At 71.6% G+C, this 24870-nt stretch carries 23 protein-coding genes and 4 pseudogenes; 12 read left to right on the top strand and 15 right to left on the bottom strand.

From position 1 onward, the window contains the following. Positions 1–69: 69 nt before the first annotated feature. Positions 70–507, bottom strand: coding sequence for a hypothetical protein (locus tag AB0I73_RS18740; RefSeq protein WP_363038662.1), 438 nt, complete (start codon positions 505–507; stop codon positions 70–72). Between the two features lie 109 nt (positions 508–616). Then, complete coding sequence (locus AB0I73_RS18735; RefSeq protein ID WP_363038660.1) at positions 617–1450, bottom strand: hypothetical protein; 834 nt, start codon at positions 1448–1450, stop codon at positions 617–619. Between the two features lie 438 nt (positions 1451–1888). Here AB0I73_RS18735 and AB0I73_RS18730 point away from each other — a divergent pair, with 438 nt between their 5' ends. Further along, positions 1889–2542 carry a transglycosylase family protein gene (locus AB0I73_RS18730; protein WP_363038658.1) on the top strand — a complete coding sequence of 218 codons (654 nt, stop codon included), beginning with the start codon at positions 1889–1891 and terminating at the stop codon, positions 2540–2542. Positions 2543–2678: 136 nt separating this feature from the next. Here the strand turns inward: AB0I73_RS18730 and AB0I73_RS18725 are convergent. Next, a pseudogene (locus AB0I73_RS18725) lies at positions 2679–2831 on the bottom strand (ABC transporter); the annotation flags it as partial. On the opposite strand from AB0I73_RS18725, the pseudogene AB0I73_RS18720 reads away from it, so the two are divergent. Continuing rightward, positions 2827–3572, top strand: a pseudogene (locus AB0I73_RS18720) (ABC transporter substrate-binding protein); the annotation flags it as partial. The pseudogenes AB0I73_RS18725 and AB0I73_RS18720 sit on opposite strands and share 5 nt — an antisense overlap. A 355-nt stretch (positions 3573–3927) precedes the next feature. Further along, positions 3928–4143, top strand: a complete 216-nt coding sequence (locus AB0I73_RS18715) for an I78 family peptidase inhibitor (protein ID WP_109382602.1) — start codon at positions 3928–3930, stop codon at positions 4141–4143. A gap of 24 nt (positions 4144–4167) precedes the next feature. On the opposite strand, the gene AB0I73_RS18710 is transcribed toward AB0I73_RS18715, so the two are convergent. Together AB0I73_RS18710 and AB0I73_RS18705 are read right to left on the bottom strand one after the other, a co-directional pair. Further along, a complete protein-coding gene (locus AB0I73_RS18710) occupies positions 4168–5190 on the bottom strand; it encodes a phosphatase PAP2 family protein (RefSeq protein WP_363038656.1) in 1023 nt (340 codons plus the stop codon). Between the two features lie 247 nt (positions 5191–5437). Then, positions 5438–6733 carry a glycosyltransferase family 39 protein gene (locus tag AB0I73_RS18705; RefSeq protein WP_363038654.1) on the bottom strand — a complete coding sequence of 432 codons (1296 nt, stop codon included), beginning with the start codon at positions 6731–6733 and terminating at the stop codon, positions 5438–5440. Positions 6734–6999: 266 nt separating this feature from the next. Here AB0I73_RS18705 and AB0I73_RS18700 point away from each other — a divergent pair, with 266 nt between their 5' ends. Together AB0I73_RS18700 and AB0I73_RS18695 are read left to right on the top strand one after the other, a co-directional pair. Next, a complete protein-coding gene (locus tag AB0I73_RS18700) occupies positions 7000–8664 on the top strand; it encodes an MFS transporter (RefSeq protein ID WP_363038652.1) in 1665 nt (554 codons plus the stop codon). 138 nt (positions 8665–8802) lie between these two features. Next, positions 8803–10002: an acyl-CoA dehydrogenase family protein gene (locus tag AB0I73_RS18695; protein ID WP_363038650.1), complete on the top strand. Its 1200-nt coding sequence runs from the start codon at positions 8803–8805 to the stop codon at positions 10000–10002. A gap of 35 nt (positions 10003–10037) precedes the next feature. Here the strand turns inward: AB0I73_RS18695 and AB0I73_RS18690 are convergent, their stop codons facing one another. Beyond that, positions 10038–10475, bottom strand: a complete 438-nt coding sequence (locus AB0I73_RS18690) for a cell division protein SepF (protein WP_363038648.1) — start codon at positions 10473–10475, stop codon at positions 10038–10040. A gap of 290 nt (positions 10476–10765) precedes the next feature. On the opposite strand from AB0I73_RS18690, the gene AB0I73_RS18685 reads away from it, so the two are divergent. Together AB0I73_RS18685 and AB0I73_RS18680 are read left to right on the top strand one after the other, a co-directional pair. Continuing rightward, positions 10766–11935, top strand: a complete 1170-nt coding sequence (locus tag AB0I73_RS18685; RefSeq protein ID WP_363038646.1) for a DUF5685 family protein — start codon at positions 10766–10768, stop codon at positions 11933–11935. Positions 11936–12201: 266 nt separating this feature from the next. Next, positions 12202–13107, top strand: a complete 906-nt coding sequence (locus tag AB0I73_RS18680) for a S1 family peptidase (RefSeq protein ID WP_363038644.1) — start codon at positions 12202–12204, stop codon at positions 13105–13107. A 222-nt stretch (positions 13108–13329) separates the two neighbouring features. On the opposite strand, the pseudogene tnpA reads toward AB0I73_RS18680, so the two are convergent. Then, a pseudogene (gene tnpA / locus AB0I73_RS18675) lies at positions 13330–13611 on the bottom strand (IS200/IS605 family transposase); the annotation flags it as partial. A gap of 31 nt (positions 13612–13642) precedes the next feature. On the opposite strand from tnpA, the pseudogene AB0I73_RS18670 reads away from it, so the two are divergent. Both AB0I73_RS18670 and AB0I73_RS18665 read left to right on the top strand, forming a co-directional pair. Continuing rightward, positions 13643–14008, top strand: a pseudogene (locus AB0I73_RS18670) (S1 family peptidase); the annotation flags it as partial. A 339-nt stretch (positions 14009–14347) separates the two neighbouring features. Beyond that, the gene (locus AB0I73_RS18665) at positions 14348–15223 is read left to right on the top strand and encodes an alpha/beta fold hydrolase (protein ID WP_363038642.1); all 876 of its coding nucleotides are present in this window, start codon (positions 14348–14350) and stop codon (positions 15221–15223) included. 115 nt (positions 15224–15338) lie between these two features. Here the strand turns inward: AB0I73_RS18665 and AB0I73_RS18660 are convergent, their stop codons facing one another. Both AB0I73_RS18660 and AB0I73_RS18655 read right to left on the bottom strand, forming a co-directional pair. Beyond that, positions 15339–16427 (bottom strand): lytic polysaccharide monooxygenase, encoded by a 1089-nt coding sequence (locus AB0I73_RS18660; protein ID WP_363038640.1) that lies wholly within the window; start codon positions 16425–16427, stop codon positions 15339–15341. Positions 16428–16627: 200 nt separating this feature from the next. Continuing rightward, positions 16628–16762, bottom strand: coding sequence for a hypothetical protein (locus tag AB0I73_RS18655; protein WP_363038638.1), 135 nt, complete (start codon positions 16760–16762; stop codon positions 16628–16630). A gap of 137 nt (positions 16763–16899) precedes the next feature. Here AB0I73_RS18655 and AB0I73_RS18650 point away from each other — a divergent pair, with 137 nt between their 5' ends. Continuing rightward, positions 16900–17517 carry a class I SAM-dependent methyltransferase gene (locus AB0I73_RS18650; protein WP_363038636.1) on the top strand — a complete coding sequence of 206 codons (618 nt, stop codon included), beginning with the start codon at positions 16900–16902 and terminating at the stop codon, positions 17515–17517. Positions 17518–17540: 23 nt separating this feature from the next. On the opposite strand, the gene AB0I73_RS18645 is transcribed toward AB0I73_RS18650, so the two are convergent. Beyond that, positions 17541–18041: a DUF402 domain-containing protein gene (locus AB0I73_RS18645; RefSeq protein ID WP_363038634.1), complete on the bottom strand. Its 501-nt coding sequence runs from the start codon at positions 18039–18041 to the stop codon at positions 17541–17543. Further along, on the bottom strand, positions 18022–18951 hold the full coding sequence (locus AB0I73_RS18640) for a GNAT family N-acetyltransferase (protein ID WP_363038632.1): 930 nt from the start codon (positions 18949–18951) through the stop codon (positions 18022–18024). The genes AB0I73_RS18645 and AB0I73_RS18640 overlap by 20 nt, the downstream gene beginning before the upstream one ends. Before the next feature lie 71 nt (positions 18952–19022). On the opposite strand from AB0I73_RS18640, the gene AB0I73_RS18635 reads away from it, so the two are divergent. Beyond that, a complete protein-coding gene (locus AB0I73_RS18635) occupies positions 19023–19391 on the top strand; it encodes a GntR family transcriptional regulator (protein WP_279336859.1) in 369 nt (122 codons plus the stop codon). A gap of 11 nt (positions 19392–19402) precedes the next feature. On the opposite strand, the gene AB0I73_RS18630 is transcribed toward AB0I73_RS18635, so the two are convergent. The 4 genes from AB0I73_RS18630 to AB0I73_RS18615 all read right to left on the bottom strand — a co-directional run bounded on the left by AB0I73_RS18630 (position 19403) and on the right by AB0I73_RS18615 (position 23292). Next, positions 19403–20497 (bottom strand): DUF5925 domain-containing protein, encoded by a 1095-nt coding sequence (locus AB0I73_RS18630; protein WP_363038630.1) that lies wholly within the window; start codon positions 20495–20497, stop codon positions 19403–19405. Positions 20498–20604: 107 nt separating this feature from the next. Beyond that, complete coding sequence (locus AB0I73_RS18625; RefSeq protein ID WP_363038628.1) at positions 20605–21414, bottom strand: polysaccharide deacetylase family protein; 810 nt, start codon at positions 21412–21414, stop codon at positions 20605–20607. Continuing rightward, a complete protein-coding gene (locus tag AB0I73_RS18620) occupies positions 21398–22474 on the bottom strand; it encodes a glycosyltransferase family 2 protein (protein WP_363038626.1) in 1077 nt (358 codons plus the stop codon). Before AB0I73_RS18620 ends, AB0I73_RS18625 begins: the two co-directional genes overlap by 17 nt. Further along, positions 22471–23292: a glycosyltransferase family 2 protein gene (locus tag AB0I73_RS18615; protein ID WP_363038625.1), complete on the bottom strand. Its 822-nt coding sequence runs from the start codon at positions 23290–23292 to the stop codon at positions 22471–22473. Before AB0I73_RS18615 ends, AB0I73_RS18620 begins: the two co-directional genes overlap by 4 nt. A 771-nt stretch (positions 23293–24063) precedes the next feature. Here AB0I73_RS18615 and AB0I73_RS18610 point away from each other — a divergent pair. Then, positions 24064–24870 carry an SGNH/GDSL hydrolase family protein gene (locus AB0I73_RS18610; protein ID WP_363038623.1) on the top strand — a complete coding sequence of 269 codons (807 nt, stop codon included), beginning with the start codon at positions 24064–24066 and terminating at the stop codon, positions 24868–24870.

Here is a 24870-nt window from a genome sequence, read left to right as displayed (position 1 = left end):
TGAAGGGGGCGGTCCCGACCGGGACCGCCCCCTTCACCGTGCCTCGTCGGCGGGCTCGGTGGCCCTGGGTCAGGGCTCCCGGCGCGGGGCCGGGGGCAGTGCCGCCGGCACGTGGTGCATCCCGATGGCGTGCCGACCGACCGCTGTGACCTGCTGCCACTGCGGCTGCTGCCCGGCGGTCTGACGGGCGCTGCTCGCCCCCGCGCCGTAGTCGCTGTACGACCCGCCGCCGAGGGAACCCCCGAAGGTCCCCGAACCGTGGCCGACGGACGAGTCCGTACCGGCGGACGGGCTCGTTCTGTGCGGGATGCTTCCGAAGGCGGTGAAGCCCAGTTTCTCCTCGCCGCTGCGGTCGCCCGGCAGTGAGCGGAAGGACTTCACGTACTCGGCGTAGAGCGCGTCGTAGATCGGTGTGGCCGAAGGGCCGCTCGTGGAGTCCTGAGCCGACCGCACCGGGGCGGGGACCAGCGGGACGGCCTGGCGGCGGGGAGCGTCGTATGCGTGCACACATCTCCAAACGACCCCGCCCGGCAAGGGATGCGGCCCCCATGGGTTTTCGCCGGTCACCGGCCGGTCGGCGTCCTCCGACGGCCGGCCGACCGAGCCCCTTCGCCGCTCAGAGGCCGGCGAGCGGCAGTGCCGCCGCGACCAGCCTCCCGTTCGCCGCCGCCCGGTCCAGGGCGTCGCGCAGCAGGTCCTCGCGCGGCTGGCGGCCGATCGAGCCGACCGGGGCTGCGAACAGCAGCACCTGCTGGTGCTTGTTGGCGGCCGTTCGCCAGCCCTCGGTGACCTGGAGCGGCTGGTGCGCCTGCCACCAGGCCACCGGCTGTCCGCCGTGCGGATTCGGCTGGAGCACCGCGTGCAGTTGGCCCACGGCCAGCAGTACCGACCAACCGTGCAGCACGGGAGGTGTGGTGGACAGCACGGTCACGGGGAGGAAGCCCTGCTCGATGAGCAGCGGCAGGAAGTCGTCGCCGGGCGCGAGCGAACCGGGCCGCGCGACCGGCGCGGTCGGCTCGACGACCAGGGCCGGGTGCAGCTCCCCGGCGATCAGGACGAGTCCGCTGGTCACGCCGAGCACGGCCTGTTCCGGTGCGGCCTGTTCCGGTGCGGTGTGTCCCGGTGCGACGTGTGCGGCCTGCATGGCGGGTGCGGCCGGTGCGGGCGCGGTGTCGTTTCCGCCGATGGACCGCACGGCGCCCTGGAGTTGCTCCTCGGTGACCTGGACGACCTGCGAGGGCAGACAGGTGGAGTGGGCGAAGGCGAGGATGGCGGTCTCGTCCCCGATGAACAGGACTGTGCTGGTGCGCTCCTGCTCCGGGTCGCCCGGGGTGCGGCAGGAGGTGCAGTCGTAACCGCCCGGGGCGGAATCTCCGGCGAGCAGGCGGTCGGCTTCTTCGTCGCCGATCTCGGCGCGTACCTCGTCGCTGACGTCGAGCATGCGCGGCACGGGTGGCTCCCTCGGGATGCGGTGCGTGGCGAGGCCGGGGGCTCCCGGCCCGTGGTCCGGGCGGGTCCCCGGCTCATACAGAAGACAACGGGCGATCTGCGGGGGGAGTCACGCCCCGGAGCGAACGGAATCGAACCATCTGACGCACCCGGTCACTTCCGGCAAGGAATCGGGCACTCGTCGTCAACTGCCTTCGATGTCAACGGCGTTGCCTGGACGAAGTGACTCACGGGACATCCGGCGTGTCGGTCGGTAAATCATGAAATAAGGGGATAAGGTGGGTGCCCTGAAACTGACGCTGCTTAGGGTAAAGGTGAACTGGCCTGGGAGGACGGGAAGTTGTTTGATCCTGCCGGTTCGGCGTTGACGCACGGCGTCTCGTGACGTGGTGGTGGCGCTCTGCCTTGGGGGACCCCGAGTCCTTGGAGAGGGAACTACATGCACGAATGTGCCGGCAACACCCGCGACAACATCCACGACGACGTCCACGACGCCCGGAAGGCTCAGAAGCCCCGTACGGCGGCGGTTCTGGCCGGCGCGGCGCTGCTCGCGCCCCTCGGGCTGCTGGCCGGGACCGGCAACGCCGCGGCGGCGGACAGCGGAGTGTGGGACCGCATCGCGCAGTGCGAGAGCGGTGGCAACTGGCGCATCAACACCGGCAACGGCCACTACGGCGGGCTGCAGTTCACCGCCTCCACCTGGCGCGCATTCGGCGGCACGGCCTATGCGCCGACCGCCGACCGGGCCACCAAGCCCCAGCAGATCGCCGTCGCCACCAAGGTCCAGCGGGCCCAGGGGTGGGGTGCCTGGCCCACCTGCTCGGTACGCGCCGGGGCGTCCGGGAGCGCACCCGCTGTCGACCCGGGGTCCGCGCAGAAGGATCCGGCGAAGCCGGCGAAGGCACCGGCCCAGTCGTCGGGCGCCGCGAAGCAGGGCTCGTCCGGCGGCTACTACACCGTCCGCAAGGGCGACACACTGAGCGGCATCGCCGCCCGGCACGGAACCACCTGGCAGCGGCTGCACGCCGCCAACAAGGACGTCATCGGCGGCGATCCCGACGTGATCATGCCCGGACAGCGTCTCGCGCTCTGAGCCGTTCCGGGTGAACCAGGGTCCCGGGCGAGGCCCGGTCACCCGAGGTGGGACCCGTCCGGCCGGCCCCGGTCCTCGGCCGCCCGGACGGGCCCTCCGCGTCAGACCCGGTGTCAGGCCCGGCGGCCGGGTTCCCCGCCTCCCCGGCGAACACCACCGCGCCCCGGTGCGGTTCGTGGACTAAGGCGGGCCGGTCGCGCGGTGCGGGCGGGAGTCGCTGTTCGGCGATCACCCCGCACGCGTGGAGCGCGGCCGCGACCGGCAGTCCGTACGTGCGGGCCGCGACCGCGGTCCACCGTTACTTCAAGCGCGAGCACGGTGCCCGCACGACGGCCGTGGTCTCCCCGACCGGTCCGCGTCCGCCGCCTGCGCCAGATTCGTCGAGAGGGGTCTGAGGACCGAGGGCCACAAGGGGATCACCGAAGAGGTCGACTTCGCCCTGCCCGACTTCCGCGCGGTGGCCGCCGACCTGGAACAGCAGGGCGCCGACCTCGTCCTCGGCGCCATCGACAGCCACGGCGACGCACGCCTCTGCCAGGCCGTGGACGAGGTCGGCGCCCGGGTCACCGCCAAGGTCACCGACGTGCAGAACCAGACGTCCGCCGTCGCCGAGAACTGCAAGGACGTCCCGCACTGCCGCAACGCCCTGTGGGCCTCCTGCTCCGGCCGCGACTTCGACGACACCGGCCACGAGGCGGTACGGGAGTTCCGGGACGTCACCGAGGGCCTGAAGGCACGCTCCCCGTGGCAGTCGGAGGGACGGGCCGCCGCCCACTGGTCCACCGAGGCGGCGAGGTCCTGTGCGCGCACGGGCGTCACGCGCGTGCGTCGACGACTTCGTGAACCGCGCCGACGGTTGCACCGCGGGCGGGCTGCTGCTTCCCGTCGCGTTCGCCCGCTGCCCGAACCGCCGGGGACCAACAGGACCTGTCTGTCGGTGGCCCGCCGGCGGGACGGCGAGAGCTGGAACTCCCAGGGCGACATGAACCGCACCTGCTGCGACGTACCGCACCCGGCCTACAAGCCCTGAGGTGTCGACCGCGGTCCCGGTTCCCGTGCCGGGACCGCGAAGACGGCGGGCCATGTGAGGGAAACGCGAACACTCTGTGCGGTAACGGCTTCGCCGGCATGCGGACGGCGAAATGCAAGAGGACCCGGACGTTTCTTCCGGGACCCGCCGCCGGGTTTATCCGCGCCCCCGGCGTGACGCTCGGGAATTGTCCGCGGCTTCCTTCGGAGGAGGCGTCGAATCACCCATTCGTGTGATGACCGCGAGCGCAAACGCCTGTCGTGATCCTGTGACAGAAGTGTGACCGGCGGGGGATCTCGGGCCGCGTTCCCGGCCGGGCCTTCCCCGTCCGCCGGGCAGGGCATAGCGTGACCGTATGGCACCCATTCCGACACCCTCCGCGGAACCCGACGACAGCCCGGACGCCTATGTGGGCCTGCCCGCGGACCGCGCCGAGCGGCTCGCGCGCGAGCGCGGCTGGTCGACGGTGCGGGCGCTGCCACCGGGGGCGATCATCACCATGGAGTACCTCGTGGGGCGGCTGAACTTCGAGGTGAGGGACGGCAGCGTGACGCGGTCCTGGAAGGGCTGAGACGTGGCGGTGCCCCGGGATCCGTCAGGGGCGGGTCGACGGTGCGTTGCCGCGCGGATGGCGTTCCCCGTGCGAGGGGCGGCGGCTGCCCGTCGGGGTGACCGGACTGCGCTCCGCCCGGCCCGTATACGGGCCGGGCGCCAGGTAGACGGGTGACCGGGTGGTGGAACGGGACGCGGAGACCGGCTCGGGGGCCGCGGTGTCCTCGCGGTCGGTGAGCGGCTTGAGCATGACCGGCGCCGCGGCGGGCAGGGGGGCGGCGGGCGCCGTGCGGCCCTGACGTGCGTACCGGCGCTCGCGCCAGCGGTCGCGCCAGCCGAAGATCCGGTGCTCGGCACGGGCGATCATCGGTTCGAACCAGGGCAGCGCCAGCAGGATCAGCAGGCCGGCCACCCAGCCGAGCAGTACGTCGCTCAGCCAGTGGGTGCCGAGGTAGACGGTGGACAGGCCGACACCGAGCGAGGTCACCGCGGACAGGGCGGACAGCCAGCGCCGCGCTCTCGGAGTGGAGGCCAGATAGGCCAGGATTCCCCAGGTCACCACGGCGTTGGCGGTGTGGCCGCTGGGAAATATGCTGCCGCCGAGCCACATCTCGCTGGATCCGATCTCGGTGGCGTAGTGCGGTCCGAGGCGTCCCATGCCGTACTTCGCGGCACCGACGGTGATGTTGAGCAGCAGCAGGGAGACCCCGAGCGCGAGCAGCGGACGCAGTGTGTGCTGCCGCCAGGAGCGCCAGCCCAGCCAGGCGGCGACCATCACCGCGGTCGGGCCGCGCTGGCCGAGCACCACGTAGTAGTCGACGAAGGCGTGGATCTGTGCCCACTGCTCGTAGGGACGGAAGAACATCACCCGCCAGTCCAGCCGGACCAGCCAGGACGTGATGACGACGGCCCACACGATCGCCACGTAGAAGGCCAGGGCGGAGCCGAAGAGCACCGTCCGGTGCCGGCTCATTCGAGGCACGTCGATGTGAGCCGGTCGTTCCGGCTCACGATCCAGCCTCGCGAACACCCGGTCCAGACGGGTGGGCTTACGTTCGGTACGCACCCAATCGACGTTACAGGGAGTGAACGCGCAGCCCCTCCGAATCAGCGGCTTTGTGATGACGATGTGATGTGGGATTGCTCTCAAGGTGACCTTTATTCTTGGCGAATCGGCAATCCCCGGACAGTGCTCCCTTCAATTCTTTTGATCATTCGGTGGCGCGGATTTATCGCGCTTTTGGAATTGGTTCACCAGGGGATGGCGCGGAATTTCCCCGGTGCTCACCGCCGACGGCCGGGGCGGGAGCGGCTCAGGGCGGGCCGGAACCGTTCAGCCAGAAGGCGCCGTACACCGCCGAGGCCGCCGCGACGGACGCCACCACCAGCGCCGACCTGGGCGTACGCAGCCGGGCCAGGCCCTGTGCGAGGGGCAGCAGTAACGGGAAGGCGGGCATGAGCAGGCGCGGCTTCGAACCGAAGTAGCTCGACGCGCACAGGGCGAGAACGGTGACGACACCGGCGTACACCAGCAGCGGGAGCGGTTGGCGCTGCCGTACGCAGATCACGTACAGCCACACCAGCAGACCGACCCCGAGGACCAGTCCGAGCCCCGCCAGGGCCGACGGAAACGACGTGAACTTCTCGAGGGTGAACCGGGCGAAGGCATAACCCCCGTCGAACCCGTTCCGCCATCCGGCCTGCACGTCGAGATACCCGAACGGCCCCTTCCCGGTCCGGCGGCCGACCCACAGAACGTAACCGGCGGCACCGAGCGGAGCGAGGAACATGCCGAGCGCCCGGCGGACGCGGACGCCGGGGGCGCCCGACGGTACGTGCGCGCCCTCGGGTGCGGGAACGCGCCGGGCGTCCTCGTGCGGGGCGGCGCGTTCCCCGAAGCGCACGCCGCCTACGGCTGCCGAGCCCCGGCTTCCCCCGAACGAGCGAAGGCCGGCGGGGAACCGGTGGCGGCTGTGCGCGAGAGAGGTGATGCCCGCCACCCATACCGCCGCGACCACCGCCATCCCCACCGGGCGGGTCAGCCCGGCCAGACTCGCCAGGACCCCGGCCGTCACCCAGCGCCCGGTCAGCACCGCGTACAACGACCACGCGGCGAGTGCCGTGAACAGGGACTCGCTGTACGCCATCGACTGGACGACACCGACCGGCAGCACCGCCCAGAGCAGCACCGCGCACACCCCGGCCCGCGGCCCGTACACATGGTCCGCCACCGCGAAGATCCCCCAGGCGGCGGCGAGCGAGGCCAGCACGGCGACGACGAAGCCCCCGTCGGCGTACGACAGCGGGGACACCGCCGCCAGCAGCCGCTCCAGCCAGGGGAGCAGGGGGAAGAAGGCCAGGCTCGAGTGCACGTCCCCGTTCGGGAGGCGCACCTCGTGGCCGTACCCCAACTCGGCGATCCTCGTGTACCAGAGCGCGTCCCAGCGGGCCGTCAGCAGGGTGTACGCGCTCTTGCCGCGCGCCTCGCTCCACAGCGCCAGGACGACCAGGCCCAGGGCGCGCACGGCCGCGTACCCGAGGAGCGCCGGCGCGGCCCGGCGCAGCACGCCGGGGCGGGACGGCAGGGCACACGTCTCGAGATCGGTCACGGGCCCGATTATCGAGGGCGTACGGGCCCCGGAGACGACCGGAAGGCACCGGAGGCGGCCCGAAGGAAAGTGGTGTACGCCACACGTTTCTGCCGAATCTGTGAGAGGCCCGCCACTCGATACCACCGTTCCCTCGCGTACGCTGACGTGTCGCTCGCCGTTCGTTGCGCAGGCCGGAGGCCACACCGCTCCTCTCCGGCCGAGTCGCGGGGAGTCCCCACCCCGTGGGCCCGTCGAGCGCGAGGGAACATCTGGGAGGTCTGTGCATGTCCGGGACGACCACGGCCGCCGCGCTGCGCCGTAGGGCGGCCGGGGCCGGTGCCAACCGCTGGGTGGTACTCGTCGTCCTCTGCACCAGCCTGCTGCTCGTCGCCGTCGACGCGACCGTGCTGCACGTGGCGGTCCCCGCCGTCACGGAGGACCTCAAGCCCGGCGGGATGGAACTGCTCTGGATCGTCGACTCCTACCCGCTGGTCTGCGCCTCGCTGCTGATCCTGTTCGGCACCCTGGGCGACCGGGTCGGGCGCAGACGCGTGCTCCTGCTCGGCTACGCCCTGTTCGGCGTCGCCTCCGGCATCGCGGCCCTCGCGGACAACGCGCAGGTGCTGATCGCGGCGCGGGTGCTGCTGGGCGTCGGCGGCGCGATGATCATGCCCGCGACGCTGTCGATCCTGCGGCAGGTCTTTCCGGACCGGCGCGAGCGGGCGCTCGCCATCGGCATCTGGAGCGCGGTCGCCGCGGTCGGTGCGGCGGTCGGACCCCTGCTCGGCGGGTTCCTGCTGGAGCACTTCTGGTGGGGCTCGGTCTTCCTCATCAACATTCCGCTGATGCTGGTCAGCCTCCCGGTGGGGCGGATCCTCCTGCCGGAGTCGAAGGGCGACGGCAGCGGCCCCTGGGACGTGGCGGGCGCGCTGATGGCCGCCGCCGGGCTGTTCGCGGTGGTCCTGGGCGTGAAGCGGCTCGGCGGCGGCGGCGGTGTGTGGACCGCCCTGACGCTGCTCGCGGGCGCCGCCCTGCTGTTCGCCTTCGTCCGCCGGCAGCGGCGACGCGCGCACCCGCTGGTCGACCTGCGCATGTTCGCCCGGCCGGCGTTCAGTACGTCGGTGGGCTGCATCGTGCTGGCGATGCTCGCCCTGGTGGGCCTGGAACTGATCGCCGCGCAGTACCTCCAACTGGTCCTGGGGCTGTCCCCGCTGGAGACCGGACTGCGCCTGCTGCCGCTGACGTTCGCGGCGATGGCGGCGGGACTGGCGGGGGCGCGGCTGCTGCGCCGGTTCGGGCCGCGTCGCATGGTCTGCTTCGGTTTCTGTCTGACGGCCGCCGCGGTGCTGCTGCTGACCGCGATGGGCGGGCAGGACAACCGCGCCCTGCTGCTGAGCGGCTTCGTCCTGCTCGGCTTCGGCCTGGAGACCACCCTGTTCGGGGCGTACGAGTCGATGCTGAGCGAAGCGCCCCCGGAACAGGCGGGCGGGGCCGCCGCCATAGGCGAGACCTCGTACCAGCTGGGCGCCGGAATCGGGATCGCGCTCCTCGGCAGCGTCATGAACGCCGCCTACGCGCCCGGCCTCACCGGAGTCCCCGGGGTGCCCGTGTCGGCGTCCACGGCGGCGGGACACTCGCTGGGGGAGGCCCACCAGGTCGCCGCCCGACTGGGCGGGCCCGCCGGAGCCGCCCTGCTGGACGCGGCACGCCACGCCTTCGTGCACGGGCTGCATGTGACCCTGCTGGTCAGCGCCGGCCTGCTGCTGCTCGGGGCCGTGATGGCGCTGCGGCTGCCGCGGGTGATGCACTGTGAGACGGCGGCGGCCGGGGAAACGCCCGCGGACGTGCCGGCCGAGGCCCCCGCGGACGAGCCCGCCGACGTGCCCGGGGGCAAAGCCGCCGACGTGCCCGCGCCGCGGGCGGCCGCGGACTCCCGGGTCTCGGTGTGAGGCACACCGCCGCCGGGCCGGGTGGACGTGCGCGACACCGCGTCGTACCGTCGGGTCGGTCCGAGCCGTGATGAACAGCGCTGGTTGACAAGTGTGTCGGCCGGCTCCGCCCCGGTCAGATCCCCCGGAGGGTGTCCCATGTCCGCGTCAGCGAAGTCGTCGAAGCTGCCCCCCTTCGACCCGGCCGACCCGCTCGGCCTCGACGACCTGCTGGAGCCGGAGGACCTGGCGGTCCGGGACACCGTGCGCGCCTGGGCGGGAGACCGGGTACTGCCCCACGTCGCCGACTGGTACGAGAAGGGCGAACTGCCCGGCATCCGGGAGCTGGCCAGGGAACTCGGCGGGATCGGCGCGCTCGGCATGCCCCTTCGCGGCTACGGCTGTGCGGGCGCCTCGGCCGTGCAGTACGGGCTCGCCTGCCTGGAACTGGAGGCCGCCGACTCCGGCATCCGGTCCTTGGTCTCCGTACAGGGCTCGCTCGCCATGTACGCGATCCACCGGTTCGGCAGCGAGGAGCAGAAGCAGCGGTGGCTGCCGAAGATGGCCGCCGGCGAGGTCATCGGCTGCTTCGGGCTCACCGAACCCGACCACGGCTCCGACCCCGCGGCCATGCGGACGTACGCCAAGCGCGACGGCGGGGACTGGGTCCTGAACGGTCGCAAGATGTGGATCACCAACGGATCCGTGGCCGGTGTCGCCGTGGTGTGGGCGCAGACCGACGACGGAATCCGCGGGTTCGTGGTGCCCACCGACAGCGCCGGGTTCTCCGCGCCGGAGATCAAGCACAAGTGGTCGCTGCGCGCCTCCGTCACCAGCGAGCTGGTCCTCGACGACGTACGGCTGCCCGCCGACGCGGTACTGCCCGAGGTGACCGGGCTGCGCGGACCGCTCAGCTGCCTGACGCACGCCCGGTACGGGATCGTCTGGGGTGCGATGGGCGCGGCGCGCGCCTGCTTCGAGGCCGCCGTCGACTACGCGAAGTCGCGGGAGCAGTTCGGGCGGCCCATCGGCGGGTTCCAGCTGACGCAGGCCAAACTCGCCGACATGGCGGTCGAACTGCACAAGGGGATACTGCTCGCCCATCATCTCGGGCGGCGCATGGACGTCGGCCGCCTGCGTCCCGAGCAGGTCAGCTTCGGCAAGCTGAACAACGTCCGCGAGGCCATCGAGATCTGCCGCACGGCCCGTACCATCCTCGGCGCCAACGGGATCTCGCTCGAATACCCCGTGATGCGGCACGCGACGAACCTCGAATCGGTGCTCACCTACGAGGGCACCGTGGAGATGCACCAGCTGGTGCTGGGCAAGGCGCTGACCGGGATCGACGCGTTCCGGTAGGCCCGGTGGGGGCAGGGCCGGCGAGCGGCCCTGCCTCAGCTCTGGTTGTAGAAGCCGTCCGACCGGTGCGCCGCGGGCTCTCCGCTGACGACCTCGGTGTCGGCCGGGCTGAGCAGGAACACGCGGTTGGACACGCGCTCGATGGAACCGCGCAGACCGAAGATCAGCCCGGCGGCGAAGTCGACGACGCGCTTGGCGTCACCGGCGTCCATGGCGGTGAGGTTGATGATGACGGGGACCCCGTCCCGGAACAGCTCGCCGATGGCGCGGGCGTCCCGGAAGCTGTCCGGGGTGACCGTGCCGATGCGGCGGCCCCTCTCCTCGGCGACGTCCGTGGCGACCTTGACCCGCGGATCGGTGACCCAGGCGTCCCCCGGCTCGGTCCCGTCGGAGTAGTCGTCGTCGTAGTAACGCTCGTCTTCATTGTCGTCGACGAGGCCAAGCCAGGCACTTGCCTTGCGTACCGATCCCATGGACGCCTCCTCTCACAGCGGTCCTTCTTGCTTTCCGCATCCCTATGGTCGTCCATGATGCGGATGGCGCGCCAAGTGATGGGACGCCGCGCGGGGGGTTTGTGACGGTACTGGTGCACGACGAATCCGTCGAGAGCCCAAGCCCCCCAAGGGCCCTGACGTAAGCGGATGCTGACTGTGAGTGAAATATGATTCTTCTCGGCGTATGGGTGATCGGTGGCGCGTACGGGTGAACGCGACAGCCGATACGATGCCGCCGCTCCACTTCGCGGCATCCACGGGGGAACGTCATGTTCGGAATGGTCAGGCCCTGTCGGCACCGGCTCGGTGAACGACTCACTGCTCAGTGGACGGCGCACCTGTGCGGGCTGTGCCTGGCGTTGCGCGGGGACCACGGGCAGCTCGCACGCGTGGTCACCAACTACGACGGGTTGCTCGTCTCGGTCCTGACGGAGGCTCAGGCGGCGCGCGCGGACGCCGGGCGACGCACGGCGGGGCCGTGTCCGCTGCGCGGCATGCGGACCGCCTCCGTCGCACACGGTGAGGGCGCGCGACTCGCGGCGGCCGTCTCGCTGGTCCTGGCCTCCGCCAAGGTACGCGACCATGTGGCCGACGGGGACGGGCTGCTGGCCCGCCGACCGGTGGCGCGCGCCGCGCGCCGCGTCGCCGAGAGCTGGGACCGGGCCGGGGCGCGGACCGGTTCGGACGTCGGGTTCGACACGGCCGTCCTGGTCGACGCCGTCGACCGGCAGACCGGCATCGAGTCCCTGGCCGGGCCGGGCACCCCGATCCTCACCGTCACCGAACCGACCGAGACCGCCACCGCGGCGGCCTTCGCGCACACCGCGGTGCTCGCCGGGCGCCCGCACAACGCCGGGCCGCTCGCCGAGGCCGGGCGTCTCTTCGGTCGGCTCGCCCATCTCCTGGACGCCGTGGAGGACCGGGAGGCCGACGCCGCGGCGGGCGCGTGGAACCCCCTCGCCGCCACCGGCACCCCCCTCACCGAGGCCCGCCGGCTCGCCGACGACGCCGTGCACGGCATCCGGCTCGCGCTGCGCGAGGTGGAGTTCGGCGACGGCGCTCTGGCACACCGGCTGCTCGTCCATGAACTGCCCAACTCCGTCCACCGTGCCTTCGACACCGTCTCTTGTGCCCACGGCTCCGGCCCCTACGCACCGCCCGGCACACCGGGCGTGCCCGGTGGTCCCGGAGGTCCGATGCCGCCCGAGCCGCCGCGCCGCGACCGGCGCGGGCTGCTCGCCGGCTGCGCCGTGTGGCTGGGACTGGCCTGTACGTGCCAGATGTGCTGCGGCACTTACGAGGACCCCTGGAGCCGGGAGCACAAGGACGCGGTCTGCTCCCGGTGCGACTGCGGCGGGTGCTGCGACTGCTGCAACTGCTGTGAGTGCTGCAGTTGCTGCGGCGAGGACGGCGGCTGCGACTGCGGCTGCGACTGCTGAACCGGCGTCAGGGGAGGCGTTCGAAGGGGCTCCGTAGAAGGAACCGGAGGAGCCCGAAGGGGACCCGGAGGGGCGACTTCCGGACACCTCGGGGCGGGTGACGGCCGAAAGGCACTCTTGCGTCGACCGGTCGTTCGGCCGAATACTCACCCCCAGCGCTTGTCAGGGGCACGGCATGTTCGGAATCCGGACGGTCGGTCCCCTGACTGCGCCTCACGGGCCCGAACCCCACGGGGCCCCCTACTTCCTTTGTGGAGGAACGAGAAGTGAGGATCAAGCGCACCACCCCCCGCAGCGGCATCTCGAGACGCACCCGGCTGATCGCCGTCTCCACCGGTCTCGTGGCCGCCGCCGCGATCGCGATCCCCAGCGCGAACGCGTCCGAAGCACCCACCACCTTCAGCTCCGCCGAACTCAAGAGCGTCAGCGGATCGGTGCTGAAGGCCGACATCCCGGGCACCGCCTGGGCCGTCGACAGCAAGACCAACCGGGTCGTCGTCACCGTCGACAGCACGGTGTCCCAGGCCGAGATCGCGCAGATCAAGCAACAGGCCGGTGCCGACGCCGGCGCGCTGCAGATCAAGCGCACGCCCGGTAAGTTCAGCAAGCTCATCCAGGGCGGCGACGCCATCTACGCGAGTAGCTGGCGCTGCTCCCTCGGCTTCAACGTCCGGTCCAGCAGCGGTGTCGAGTACTTCCTGACCGCCGGCCACTGCACCGACGGCGCGGGCACCTGGTACTCCAACTCCGCCCGCACCACGGCCATCGGCACGACCGCCGGCTCCAGCTTCCCGGGCAACGACTACGGCATCGTGCGCTACACCGGCTCCGTCAGCCGCCCCGGCACCGCGAACGGCGTGGACATCACCCGCGCGGCCACCCCGGCCGTGGGCACCACCGTCATCCGTGACGGCTCCACCACGGGTACGCACAGCGGCCGGGTCACCGCGCTCAACGCGACCGTGAACTACGGCGGCGGCGACATAGTCTCCGGCCTCATCCAGACCACGGTCTGCGCCGAGCCCGGTGACTCCGGCGGCTCGCTGTACGGCAGCAACGGCACCGCGTACGGTCTGACCTCCGGCGGCAGCGGCAACTGCAGCACCGGCGGTACGACCTTCTTCCAGCCGGTGACGGAGGCCCTGAGCGCCTACGGCGTCAGCGTCTACTAGGTCCACCGGGTCGACGGACCAGCAGCGGGCCGTCCAGGAGGACGGGTCGGGGGCCGGCCGGTACCACCGGCCCCCGCAGCCGGCAGCATGACGAGCCCCCGCACGGCAACCGCCGTGCGGGGGCTCGCTCTTGTGGGGGCGCGGAGTTACCAGGTTCCTTGCAGAAAGCCCCGGCGTGCACGCCGGGGATGAATGCATCTCAAGAGTGCTTTGACGCGCACTTCAGAGTGGGCGTTTCTGCTGCTCGATGTATTGACGGACGATCGCCAACGGCGCCCCGCCGCACGACGCGGAGAAGTAGGAGGGTGACCACAGGTGTCCGTGCATGATGGCGCGGTTGATCCGGCCGGTGAATTCCTGCCGTATCCGGCGAGCGGAGACGCCCTTGAGGCTGTTGACCAGCTTGGAGACGGCGACCTTCGGCGGGTAGTGCACCAGGAGGTGGACGTGATCGCGTTCGCCGTTGAACTCCTTCGGCTCCGCTTCGAAGTCCTCGCACACCTTGCGCATGATCTCTTCGCAGCGCGTCAGCATCTACACCGCCGACGTGGACCACCCGAGCGAGGTGAACCTCTACGACGGCTCCGCGCAGGCGATTTCCGGCGCCGCCGAGGCCGCCGTCGGCATGCAGGTCACCCGCAGCGGCTCCACGACCCAGGTGCACTCCGGTACGGTCACGGGCCTGGACGCCACCGTGAACTACGGCAACGGCGACATCGTCAACGGTCTGATCCAGACCGACGTCTGCGCCGAGCCGGGCGACAGCGGCGGCTCGCTCTTCTCGGGCGGCAGCGCGGTGGGTCTCACCTCCGGCGGCAGCGGCAACTGCACCTCCGGCGGCGCGACCTTCTTCCAGCCGGTGACGGAGGTCCTCTCGACGACCGGCACCCAGATCGGCTGATCCACCCGCGGTACCCGTAGTGCCTGCGGTACGCACACGGACGTCCCGTCCCTCCATGCGAGGGGCGGGACGTTTTCGTGTGCGCGCCCGGTGCGGGAAGCGCGGTTGCTGTGCGGTGTTCTGCCGCTGATTGCACCCAAAAGGGCTGTTTTTCCGCTTGATGACTCCTTATCAGGTGGCGTCGTGCGCTGCCGGCTGTCGCGGAAAGTTTTTACTGACGCGTAACTTCCCTGTGTGGCTACTCGCCCGTAACTTGACGAGTGAACAACATCCTCGTGATCCGGGTCACAGGGCGCACGGCCGTCGCATTCTCCCCTCGACGCGCAAGGAGATCACTCGATGCTGCCCTGGAAGCGAGTGGCCAGACCGCTGGCCGCACTGCTGCTGGCCACCGCGGCCCTCACCGTCCCCACCGCCACCGCCACCGCCACCGGCGCCCACGCCGCGGCTGCACCCAGCTCGGGCTGGAACGACTACACCTGCAAGCCGTCCGCCGTCCATCCCCGTCCCGTCGTCCTGGTCCACGGCACCTTCGGGAACTCCGTCGACAACTGGCTGGGCCTCGCGCCCTATCTGAAGCACCGCGGCTACTGCGTCTTCTCCCTCGACTACGGTCAGCTCGCCGGAGTCCCCCTCTTCCACGGCCTCGGCCCCATCGAGCGGTCCGCGGAACAACTCGACGCCTTCGTCGACAAGGTGCTCGCCGCGACCGGCGCCACCGAGGCCGACCTCGTCGGACACTCGCAGGGCGGCATGATGCCCCGCTACTACCTCAAGTTCCTCGGCGGAGCCGACGAGGTGAACGCCCTCGTCGGGATCGCGCCCAGCAACCACGGCACCACCCTCAGCGGCCTCACCAACCTGCTGCCCTACTTCCCGGGCGCCGGGGACCTGCTGAACGAGACCACCCCCGCCCTCGCCCAGCAGATCGCCGGCTCCGACTTCCTCACCAAGTTGAACGCGGGCGGCGACACCGTGCCCGGCGTCCGCTACACCGTCCTCGCCACCCGGTACGACGAGGTGGTCACCCCCTACCGCAGCCAGTACCTGAGCGGGCCGAACGTGCGCAACGTCCTGCTCCAGGACCTGTGCCCGCTCGACCTGTCCGAGCATCTGGCGATCGGACTGCTCGACCGGATCGCCTTCCACGAAGTCGCCAACGCCCTGGACCCGGCCAACGCCCGCCCCACCACCTGCGCTTCGGTGTTCAGCTGACACGTGTAGCCGGTGACACGCGCAGTCGGTGACACGTGCGACCGGTGACACGCAAGCCGGGGGCCTGTCCGGCCTGAGCCGCCGGACAGGCCCCCGGGTACCGGGCGGAATCGGGTCAGCGACCGTTCCGTCCGCTCGCCGCGCGCCGCCGGTCGGAGGCGAACAGCGCCGCCGAACCGAGCGCCAGCGCAGCGGCTCCGCCGACCAACAGGTACGGGGTGCTCCCGTCGCCCCCGGTCTCCGCGAGGTTCTCCGAAGCACCGGCCGCCTTGGGCTGGTTGGGGGTGGTTCCGGCGGTGTCGTCGGCGGTGTCGCCGGCCGCCGCGTCGGAGCCGTCGTCCGCGGTGTCGCCGGAGGCGCCGTCGGCCGCCGGGGTCGGCTGCGCCGTAGTGTGCGGGTCGTCGTCCCCGTGCCCGTGGTTCTCGATGGTCGACTTCTCGGCGCCGTCCTCGACCTGCTTCTCGGAGGGCGCGGAGGCGACCGGCGCCGGGGCGGCCGCGTTCTTGGGCGTGTCGCCGCCGGACTCGGCACCGCTGCCGGCGGTGCTCTTGTTCGCGGTGCTCCCGTTCGCCCCGCCGAACGTGACGTCCGAGCAGGAGTAGAACGCCTCCGGGCTGTCCGAACGCTGCCACACCGCGTACAGCAGCTGCTTGCCGGAGCGCTCGGGGAGGGTGCCGGTGAACGTGTAGAAACCGTCGGCGGCGGCCGGGTCGGTGGACGTCGCCACCGGGTTCGCCAGATCCAGGTCGCCCCAGCCCAGCGGCTTGGACGGGTCGTAGCCGGGCTTGGTGATGTACACCTCGAAGGTGCCCTTGTGCGGGGCGGTCACCCGGTACTTGAAGGTGTACGAGCCGCTGCTCACCGAAGTGGTCGGCCAGTCGTCGCGGGCCAGGTCGAGCCCCTTGAACGCCTCGTTGTTCGCACTGCACAGCTTGCCGTCGGGGATGAGCTCCTCGTGGCGTCCGCCCGCGTCGCCGATGCGTATGCCGTTCCAGTCGTAGAGCGCCTGGGTGCCGCCGGCCGCGACCGCCGCCCGGCACGCCGCCGACTTCGGGCTCTCCGGTCCCTCGGCGAAGCACTGCGCGACCCTGCTGACCGGGTCGCCCATCGAACCGTGCGCGGCCGCCGGTGCGGCGGACAGCCCGGTCAGGGCGAGCGGGACGATACCGGCGGCGGCGACGGCGGCCTTGCGGCGTGCGGTCATGGGGCAGCAACTCCTCGGAACGATCACTGGACTTGGGGGAATCCCGTGGGGGGACGGCTCAGAAACTAGCCCCAAGAAACAGTGAGATCGCCTGGCAGAGGCCGTGCGAGGAGATCCTTATGGCCGCGTTAAGGAAGTGCTCAGGCTGAGATCAGGTAGGCGACGTACGCGGTGTGACGGACGCCGCCGAACGGACACGCTCAGCCGTCCGGCCACCAGGTGCGGGCGATGTCCTCGCGGATCTCCGGGCGCGTGGCCGGGTACTCGTCGGTCTTCTCGCGGATCCGGCGGGCTTCCGTCTTCTTCGGGGGCTTCTGTGCGGTGACACGGCGCATGGCTGCCTCCTTCGGGGTCCACGGACACCGCGGTCCCGCAGGGGTGGACCTTTCGGGGGAGAGTTCCCCATGGAGCCCGATCTGTCTGTGGCCCCGATCACGAATCGATTGTCAGTGGCAGCTGCCACTCTTGCCCCATGACCGACGACAGTGACGTCACGGGCACGGCGGGTGTCGACTGGGACCTGGCGGCCGCGGCCTTCGACGAGGAACCGGACCACGGGCTGCGCGACCCCCGGGTGCGCGAGGCCTGGGCCGTGCGGCTGCGTTCCTGGCTGCCCGCCCGGGCGAGCGATGTCCTCGACCTGGGCTGTGGCACCGGCAGCCTCTCCCTGCTGGCCGCCGAGCAGGGGCACCGGGTGACCGGGGTCGACCGGTCCCCGGCCATGGTGGCGCTCGCCCGGGAGAAGACGGCCGGACGCGACGCGGTGTTCCTCATCGGTGACGCCGCAGCGCCCCCAACGGGGAAGCGGCGTTACGACGTCGTCCTCGTGCGGCACGTGCTGTGGACGCTGCCCGACCCGGCCCGGGTGCTGCGGCACTGGCGGGGGCTGTTGCGTCCCGGTGGCCGGTTCGTGCTGGTGGAGGGGGTCTGGGGGACGGTGAGCCCGGTCGGCATACCGAAGGACCGGCTCGCCGCGCTCCTCGCCCCGCTCACCGCACGGGTACGGATCGAGGGGCTGTCGGACGAGGCGGCGCTGTGGGGGAGGGAGGTGGGTGACGAGCGGTACGCGGTGGTCGCGATGCCGGAGTGAGGCGGGCCCGGCCGGCCGCCTCTTCACCTCAGGAGCGCGTCGAAGCGGCCTCCGCGGGCTCGGGCTTCCAGTTCGTCGAGGGCGGCGACGGCGGTGGCCGCTGCCCGGGGGTCAGCCTGCGGGAGGCCGCTCGCTGCGAACTCGTCCTCGTCGAGCCGTCGTACGTCCGTGCCGTCGGCGGAGCGCCACAGGTCCAGGTCGAGGTCCTCGACCACCAGCTCCGTACCGGTGAGCACGGCCGGGCGGGTGATGTCGCAGTAGTGGCCCTTGAGGGTGCCCCCGGCGGTGCGCACCTCCTTCACGGAGTACCACCGGTCGCGCCAGTAGTACTCGGTGAAGACGTCACCGGGTTCGAAGCGGACGAAGCCGAAGTCGCGGGCGCCGTCACCCGCCCAGGGAGCGCGCACGGTGACGCGGGTGCCGTCGTCGGAGAGGAGGTCGGCGGGGTAGCGGATCTTGGTGCGGCCCGCCTTGACGAGGACGACCTCGACGCGTGCGGGGCCCTCAGACGAGTTCGCGGACATGGCGTACCTCCGTTGCGCAGATTTCGTAGCCGAACCATTCGTTGATCGCGATCATCGGTTCGTTCCCGGTGTCGTTGCCCGTGAAGGCCTCCGTGCACCCGGCGGCGCGGGCGCGGTGCAGGGAGGCGTTCTTGGCGAGTTTGGCCAGGCCCCGGCCGCGGTGGGCGCGGGCGGTACCGGTCATGGCGGTGCTGTAGCGGCCGGCGCCGTCGGTGTAGGCCGCGGTGAAGGCGGCAGGGGTGCCGTCGACCACCGAGACCGTGGTCAGGGCGAGGTCGAGCAGCGGGTGCCGCCAGGTCTCCTCGAGCCATGCCTCGTAGTCGGCGAACTCGGTGTCGATGTCGCTCGGTTCGTCCGACGAGGTCTCCGCGTCCAGGACGAACAGCGGGCGCGGGTCGTCGGCGAAGTCGGCGCCGGTGCGCAGCTCGACGCCGGACGGTGGATCCTGGAGCGGCGGCAGGGTGCCGCCCGCCAGGTCCAGCCGCAGGAAGTACGCGGACCGGCTGGCCCGGTAGCCGCGCCGCTCGGCGAACGCGCGGTTGTCCGGCGCGTCCATGACCCAGGTGTAGACCTTGCGGGCGCCGAGGGCGGCCAGGCGCTCCTCGGCGGCGCGCACCAGCAGCGACCCGGCGCCGCGCCGGGTCCTGTCCGCCCGTACGTAGACGTTGGCGGAGCCCTGACCGGGCTCCGGACTGGCGTGGGCGAGGCTGAGCTGGACGGTGCCGATGATCTCCCCGTCCTCCTCGGCGACGAGCTGCCCGAAGTGGGCGTCGGGGTGGGAGTGCCGCAGATGGTGCAGCACGGACTCGGGGGTGGACAGCATGAAGGGGACGGCGAGCCTGCGGACGTGGGAGAACCCCTCTACGTCGGCCGGGACTTCGGGACGCAGGTCGCGCACGGTGATGGCCATGGGGACGCACGCTACGGGGGGACGCGCTGGGGCTGCCTCTCATTTTCCGCCGGGTGCGGGACAATCGGGCCGTGACCCTGAAGATCCATATCGACGACAGCGCGCCCCCGTACGAGCAGGTGCGGGCGCGGATCTCCGAGCAGGCACGGTCGGGAGCCCTGCCGGTGGGCTACCGGCTGCCGACGGTGCGGGGCCTGGCCGAGACCCTCGGCCTCGCCGCGAACACGGTGGCCAAGGCCTACCGTGCGCTGGAGGCGGACGGCGTGATCGAGACCCGCGGCCGCAACGGCACGTTCGTCGCCGCCGCGGGTTCGGCCGCGGAGCGGGAGACGGCGTCGGCGGCCCAGGCCTACGCGGAGCGGGTGCGGCGGCTCGGGCTGAGCGAGGAAGCGGCCCTGGCCGCCGTACGGGACGCGCTGCGGGCGGCTTACGGAGGGTGAACCACGGGCGGCTACAAGTACAGCCCTGCCTCCGCCTTTCCGCGCGGTTCCGGCAGTGCCGTCGGGGAGGTGCCCCGGCGCAGGGCGTACAGCTCGGCCAGGGTGGCGCCCTCGCGGCCGACGCCGTCCTCGTGGCCCAGCCAGTTCACCGCCTCCGTCCGGGTCAGTGGCCCCACCTCGATGCGGGCGAGGCAGCGGCCCGGACGGACGACGGCCGGATGGAGGCGCTCCAGGTCCTCGTTGGTGGTGACGCCGACCAGGACGTTGCGGCCCTGGCCGAGCAGGCCGTCGGTGAGGTTGAGCAGCCGGGACAGGGCCTGTCCCGCGGTGTGCTTGGCCTCGCCGCGGATCAGCTCGTCGCAGTCCTCCAGCAACAGCAGCCGCCAGCGCCCCTTGCCCGCCGCGTCCTCCTCGCCGATGGCGATGTCCATCAGGTAGCCGACGTCGGAGAAGAGCCGCTCGGGGTCCAGGACGCAGTCCACCTGGCACCAGTCCCGCCAGGAGCGGGCCAGGGTGCGCAGCGCGGACGTCTTGCCGGTGCCCGGCGGGCCGTGCAGCAGGAGCAGCCGGCCCGCGATGTCCTCGGGCGTGGTCTTCATCAGGCGGTCCATCGCGCGGGCCACCGGCGCGGTGTAGTTGGGCCGGATCTCGTCCCAGGTGCCCGCGGAGATCTGCCGTGTGGTGCGGTGCGGACCACGGCGCGGGGAGACGTACCAGAAGCCCATGGGCACGTTCTCCGGCTGCGGTTCCGGTTCGTCCGCGGCACCGTCCGTCGCCTCGTCCAGGATCTTCGCCGCGAGTTCGGCGGTGGTCGCGGTGACGGTGACGTCGGCGCCCCGGTTCCAGCGGGAGACCAGCAGCGTCCAGCCGTCGCCCTCGGCCAGGGTGGCGCTCCGGTCGTCGTCCCGGGCGACCCGCAGCACCTCGGCGCCGGTGGGCAGCAGGGTCGCGGCGGAGCGCACCCGGTCGATGGTGGCCGCGTGCGAGAACGGCTGCTCGCCCGTGACGAAGCGGCCGAGGAACAGAGCGTCGACGACGTCGGACGGGGAGTCGCTGTCGTCGACGTTGAGCCGGATCGGCAGGGCGTCGCACGGGTCTGCAGGCATGCCGCCATGATCGGTCACACGGGCGCCCCGCGCACCCGGTTTCCGTGGGCGCGCGGGGGCACGCGGGTGGCCCGGGGCGGCGGCCGGTCCGGTCGTGCCGGACGGCGTCACCGCCGACCGGGCGCCGCCAGCCGCCGTGCGTGCCGCGCCCGGCGGACCACCGCGTACCCCTTGGTCAGGGCCCGGTCCCGGACGAACACGCGGCTGAGGGCGCGGCCTTCCACCAGCCGTTCGAACTCGGCGGTGTCCGTCGACCGGCGCACGGTGACGCGCCGCAGCGCGTACGGTCCCTGGGACCGGCGGGCGAGACCGTTGCCGACGGCGAGCGCCTGCGCGTACCCCGTCTCCCGCACCGCCTCCCGCACCCGGCGGCTGGAGTAGCCGTAGGGATAGGCGAACGAGGCGGGCGCGCGGCCCAGTCGGTCCGAGACGATCTCCTTGCAGAGGACCAGTTCGGAGCGCAGCCGCCGGTCGTCGAGCTGGTCGAGCTGCGGGTGGCTGTGGCTGTGGCCGCCGATCTCCACCCCCGCGTCGGCCAGTTCGCGCACCTGCTCCCAGTCCAGCATGGTGTCCAGGCCGCCCCCGGTGTCGTGCGGCCCCCGGAGCCAGCCCGTGGAGACGAACAGGGTGGCCGGGAAGCCGTGCCGGGCGAGCACGGGCAGGGCGTGCCGGTGCACGCCCTCGTAGCCGTCGTCGAACGTGACGAGCACCGGCCGCTCGGGCAGCGGGCGTCCCGTGCGCCAGCAGGCGGCCAGTTCCGCCGTGTCGACGGGGGTGAGGCCCCGCTCGGCGATCACCGCCATCTGCTCGGCGAACGCCTGCGGGGTCACGGACAGCGCGCGGGTGGCGTCGTTGGGCTCGGTGGCCACCGAGTGGTACATGAGGATCGGGACGCGTTCGTCAGTCACGTCGGCCATGGGCGCCTCCTTGCTCCTCGCCCGGGTGCACCCCGGCACGGCGGGCCTCGCCGCCGACGTCCACCACGCAGAACGTGACCCCGCCCCGCCGGGCCCGCACGCTCCCCACCACGTATCCGCCCGCCGCCGTGAGCACCCCGGCGACGATCGCGCCCGCGCGTCCCGCGCCACCCGGCCGGGCCAGCAGGGCGTCGCGCAACCCCCGTACCACCCCGGCCGGCAGGACACGCGTGGTGTACCGGCGTTCCGACTCCAGCCCCTTCCCGGCGCCGACGCTCCGCGCCACCAGCGCCTTGGACAGCCCCTCGGCGTAGGTGCGGGTGCGGAAGTAGCGGAAGTGCTCGCGGACCTGGGGCACCCGGTGGTGGATCACCGCGCGGTCGTCGATCAGCAGGACCGCGTCGGGCCGGGCACGGCTGAGGCGGATGCACAACTCCGTCTCCTCCCCGCCCAGCGGGCGCTTGTCGCCGTCCCGTCCGATACCGGTGGCGAAGCCGCCCGCGGCGTCGAAGGCGCTGCGCCGGAAGGAGGCGTTGCCGCCAAGGACGTTGCGCACCCGCACCCGCCCGCGCGGCAGCCCCCGGTACGTGCAGCCCACCACCCAGTCGAACTCCTCGGGGAACCAGCCGGGACGCCGGCCCGACGCCCAGACGGGCTCGGTGCGCCCGCCGACCGCCATCACCCGCGGATCGGCGTAGCCCTCGGCGAAGTGCCTGAGCCAGTCGCGTTCGGCCACGGCGTCGTCGTCGAGGAAGGCGACGATCTCACCGCGCGAGGCGGCGATGCCGGTGTTGCGGCCGGCGGACAGGCCGCGGGGGCCCGCGTTGGCGAGCACCCGCACGTCGTCGGTGTCCCGGTACTCCTTGACCAGACGGTCCAGCAGAACCTGGTTGTGGTCCACGACCAGCAGGGTCTCCAGGGCCGGCCGGGACTGCGCCCGCACCGAGGCGACCGCCGCGAGGACGTCCTCCCAGCGGTCCTCGGTGTAGGCGCAGATCACGACCGAGATGCCGGTGTCACCACAGCCGCCGGGGGCACCGGGGATGCCGGGGTCGCTCAAGACACCTTCCCCCGGACCGTTCCGAGCAGCGGCGAGTGATGCGGACGGCGGCGCAGGGCCCGCCGGTTGGAGCGTTCCCCGAGGATCACCCCGAGGACGCGGAACCCGTCCCGCACGGCCCGAAGATTGCTCGTGCCGTGGATGCGCAGGTACTCGTGGCTGGGTATCTCCTGCACTCTCAGCCCGGCCTTGACGACCCGGATGTTCATCAGGGTCTCGACCTCGAAGCCGGTGCAGTCGAGGTCGATCTTGTCCAGGCAGTGCCGCCAGAACGCGTTGTAGCCGTAGCAGAGGTCGGTGTAGCGGGCGCCGAACTTGCGGTTGACGACACCGCACAGGACCCGGTTGCCGAGCTTGCGGATGAAGGTCATGTCGTCGGTGCCGCCGCCGTTGGCGAAGCGGGACCCCTTGGCGAAGTCGGCGCCCGAGACCAGGGCGGAGACGTACGACACGATCTCGTTGCCGTCGGCCGAGCCGTCCGCGTCGACCATCACGATGATGTCGCCGGTGCAGGCCTGGAACCCGGCGTTCAGGGCGTCCCCCTTGCCCTTGCCGCGCTGTTCGACGACCTTGACGTCCGGCCGCAACTCGCGGGCCACTTCGACGGTGTTGTCGGTGGAGTTGCCGTCGACCAGGACCACTTCGTGGATCCAGTCGGGGAGCGTCTTGAAGACGTACGGCAGGTTCTCCGCCTCGTTCATGGCCGGGATCACCACGCTCACCGGCGGTGCGATGGCCAGGTGCGAGGAGACGGGCCGGTACTTTCCGGTGGCCGGCGGATTCTCGTCCGCGGTCGCCGGCTGCAGAACGGAACTCATGAGTCTGGTCCCTCTCGTCCGGTGGGCCGCCCGCCCCCGGGCGGCCCGGCTATTCGTCCGGTTCGAAAGGGGGGTTCTCACCCGCGGTACGACGGAACGGAGTTCCGCGTACGCCGGGTGAGCTGGCAAAACTGGCCGGCCGCAGCATGCGACGGCCGACCGCGCGGCACGGCTCGGTCACCGTTGCGGTCACCGAGCACGGCACCCCCCTACCGCGCCCCGCCTCGGTCCGTCGCGGTCCTGAGCCCTCCCCTGGAGCCGCGTACTGACGAACCGGTGCGAGTGAGATGTATTGCAGTGTGCGACGGTATTGATGATTGAACCAGTATGGCAAGACCTGGAAACAGATCTCACGTTTTTGTTGATTTGGCTGTTACGTGCGCGTCTGGCCGGACGGTCCCGGCCCGCACGAAGAAAGCCTTCCGGTCGACCGGCCGGGAGATCCTGGGCCGGCGGGTCCCGAAGAAGGCCTCGGTGAAGACGCGTTGACGCCGATGGTCCGCATGATCCGCATGGTCTGCATGGCCGACTTTGCCCCCCGAAGCGCCGGATGCCGGGCTTCAATGTGGCGCAGCCCGTTGTGGGCGTCAAGGTCCGAACGGTCCTAAGGCCTGAATTCGTCCGGGATTGAACATGCCTGCCCGGATGCGGTCCGAGGTGGGCAAGTCGCGTGAGCCCTGAGGGAAGTCACAGTTTTGGCATGAACACTTCCAGTCAACGCGCGTAGTTGCTATGAAAGTTGTGGCAGAGATCCTGCTAAAGGGAGGTTCCATGAGACGTTCCCGGCTTTCCGTCCTTCTCGGCTCACTCCTCCTCGCCGTCGCAACCGCCCTCACCGGGGCCGCCACGGCGCAGGCTTCCCAACAGGCCGCCGCCGGCGGCTATGTGGCGCTCGGCGACTCCTACTCCTCCGGCGTCGGAGCCGGCAGCTACATCGGCTCCAGCGGCGACTGCAAGCGCAGCACGAAGGCCCATCCCTACCTCTGGGCCGCAGCCAACTCACCCTCGTCCTTCGACTTCACCGCCTGCTCGGGCGCACGGACGAACGACGTCGTCTCCGGGCAGCTCGGCCCGCTCAGCGCCACCACCGGACTCGTCTCGATCAGCGTGGGCGGCAACGACGCCGGTTTCGCCGATGTCATGACGACCTGTGTGCTCCAGTCCGAAAGCACCTGCCTCTCGCGGATCGCCACCGCGCGGGCGTACGTCGAGTCGACGCTGCCCGGCCGACTCGACAGCGTCTACTCGGCCATCCGCACCCGGGCCCCGAACGCCCATGTCGTCGTCCTCGGTTACCCCCGCTTCTACCAGCTCGGCACGTCCTGCATCGGCCTCTCCGAGGCCAAACGGAAGGCGATCAACGACGCGGCCGACCTCCTCGCCACCACCATCGCCCAGCGCGCCCGCGCACACGCCTTCACCTTCGGCGACGTACGCGCCCCCTTCACCGGCCATGAGATCTGCTCCGCCAACTCCTGGCTGCACAGCGTGAACTGGCTCAACATCGGTGAGTCCTACCACCCGAAGGCGGCCGGCCAGTCCGGCGGCTACCTCCCGGTGCTCAACAGCGCGGCCTGA

It is taken from the genome of Streptomyces sp. NPDC050388 (genome assembly GCF_040655635.1).
Classification (GTDB): Bacteria; Actinomycetota; Actinomycetes; order Streptomycetales; family Streptomycetaceae; genus Streptomyces.
Note: the sequence above shows the minus strand (reverse complement) of the source record. Positions and strands in the feature narration are given on the sequence as shown.